The sequence below is a fragment of the Lacinutrix cladophorae genome, from assembly GCF_053604645.1.
On the sequence record NZ_JBSHNR010000036.1, the window covers coordinates 1 to 2,597 of the forward strand.

Genomic DNA, 2,597 nt, shown 5'->3' on the forward strand with positions numbered 1-2,597 from the left:
TATAAAAAATTGCTAGATTAGTGCTTAAATAATGGTAGTTGCATTTTTGCCAACTTCTGATTTTCCTTCGGAAAATCCTCGTCGCCAAAAACGCAACTTTCCATACACAAGACCGTTAGGGTGCATATAAACTATGAAGAAACCAAGTATTAATGAAGACAAAATTAATCTTTTCACCGAAGAATATTTAAATGGTGATAAAGAAAAGAGTATGTCTTTATTACAGAAACTTCTACAAGAACAACACCAAGCTAGAATCGATTATTACAAAGAAAATCCTGTTGATGCACCAAATGATGTTCTTAAACATGCTTTAATCGAAGGAATTGGAATTAGCAATGATTTTATTCTTTCAAAAGGTGAGTTAAATGAATTCTTTACAATAGGTTATGAGAAATTCTATTGTTGGACACATGAAACTGACGAATACTCAAATCTTGTTGTGGAGGTTAATCAAACTGTTAAGGAAAAAGCATTATGGAAAACAGGAATTTCTATATTAGAAATCGCTTTTACCATGGCGAGTGAACTGGAATCTAATCATGAATTTGCTTATGATTGGGTTTATCGATTCAATCATAGTGAAAGCTTTGATAACTTACATTATCTTAAAGACAGACACAACACTCTGAATTGGAGAAGTATGCGCAGAATTCATGAATTCAGTGATATTGCTGTTTTAATAGAGATATTAACAAGAGATGACAAATTCTTTATAGCGTGTCAAAATATTATTGCTGCTAAACAAAATCACGAATTCTGTCAAATATGCGCTTTGACACCTGAACATTTAAGGAAACATAAAGACCATGAGCCCGAGATATGGGAAAGAATTAATCTTCTTCCAAAAATGGAAGCAGCAATTGTACAAGCTACTAGAAGCGTAGAAGCAATTTTGGGTAAACCTGGAAAGAAAGATACAGAAGTAAAATTAAGAAGAGCCAAAGAAAGGTGGTCAAAGAACATCTTAATAAATCCTGATGAGGAATTTAAACTGACTAGTCAATCATATCTCGATTACTATTATGACTTATTTGAATTAAGAAATAATTCTGCCCATAGTTATGGTTCGTTGTCATTTGATTTGCAAAGACAAGAGACCATTGAGGCTCAAAGTTTTGCATGGATAATTATTGGTGACTATTACAAAAAGAATTCTATTTCAGAAAACGAATCATTAAAAGCCTTGGATTTTAACATCAAGTTTATAAATCAATTTAAGAATGTAAATGTTTCATCAAAAGGAACGAAAAATGGAAAATACGCACCCTAACACCGTATAAAATTAATTGCTACTGCAAGCCTACTTACGAAAATCCTCGCGGATTTTCTATTCGGTTTGCATTTGCTAAATTAGTTGCTTAAACCACGCAACTAATCTTATACAAACACGTTAGCACCAATTTGAAAAATGAGAATATTTGGAGAACTTCAAGGACTTTATAAAGGTGATAGTTTTAGAAATAGACTTGAACTTTCACAAAGTGGTGTGCATAGACCAACTCAAGCTGGAATTAGTGGAAGTCAAAATGAAGGAGCTGATTCAATAATAGTATCTGGAGGTTATGAAGACGACGAAGATTATGGAGATATTATAATTTATACAGGACACGGAGGAAGGGATTTATCAACTGGCAAACAAGTAACAGACCAAGAATTAGTAAGAGGAAATTTAGCACTTGCTGAAAGTTGTAAAAATGGATTACCTGTGAGAGTAATCAGAGGAGCATACAAAAATTCGAATTTTGCACCTGATGAAGGTTATAGATATGATGGATTGTTTCGAGTAGAAGATTATTGGAAAGAAAAAGGGAAAAGTAATTTTATAGTTTGGCGTTTTAGACTTAGAAAAATTGAGGGAGAATTAAAAAAGCAATCAAATGTTTTACAGGAAGAGCAAGCTGAATACAATTCAAAAGAGGATAAACAAACGAAAAGAATAGAGACTCGAATACAAAGAATTGTTCGAGATACTATACTTTCTAAAATGGTAAAAGAAAAATATAAATATACTTGTCAAGTATGTGACACACAAATTGAAACTTCTTCTGGTTATTATGCAGAGGCAGCTCATATTAAACCGTTAGGAGCACCACATAATGGACCTGATTCAGAAGACAATTTGCTATGCTTATGTCCTAATCATCACGTAATGTTCGACTATGGTGGCTTCGGAATTCTTGAAAACTTTGAATTAATTGGAATTGAAGGGAAATTAACAATAAAGAAAGGTCATCTAATTAATAAGGAATATTTAAAGTATCACTTAGAGCATTTCTATGATGAAAAGAACAGATAAAAAACTGGTGCTAACAATGGCTATAAGTAATTGCTTGTTCTCGCCTACTTTAGAAATTCCTGCGGAATTTCCAACTCGGTGTGTACTTGTAAAGTTAACCGCTAACCCACGCAACTACTCATAGCCGAGACCGTTGGGCATAATTTAAAAACCAAGTCCTCCATTCAATAACTTAACGCAACAAATCTAAATTTATAGATTTGTTATAATGGAAGTAAAAAAACATAAACGACTTACTCTAAAAGAGAGAATTCAAATAGAGACTCTTTTAAACGAAAACAACACGAAAGCTTATATA

At 32.7% G+C, this 2,597-nt stretch carries 2 protein-coding genes; both read left to right on the top strand.

Annotation, left to right across the window (positions count from 1 at the left end; all coding sequences use genetic code 11):
* Window positions 1-133 precede the first annotated feature (133 nt).
* Window positions 134-1,273, top strand: a complete 1,140-nt coding sequence (locus ACVC3Y_RS00240) for a hypothetical protein (protein WP_452225737.1) — start codon at window positions 134-136, stop codon at window positions 1,271-1,273.
* Between the two features lie 138 nt (window positions 1,274-1,411).
* Window positions 1,412-2,299, top strand: coding sequence for a YDG/SRA domain-containing protein (locus ACVC3Y_RS00245; RefSeq protein WP_452225738.1), 888 nt, complete (start codon window positions 1,412-1,414; stop codon window positions 2,297-2,299).
* Window positions 2,300-2,597 lie beyond the last annotated feature (298 nt).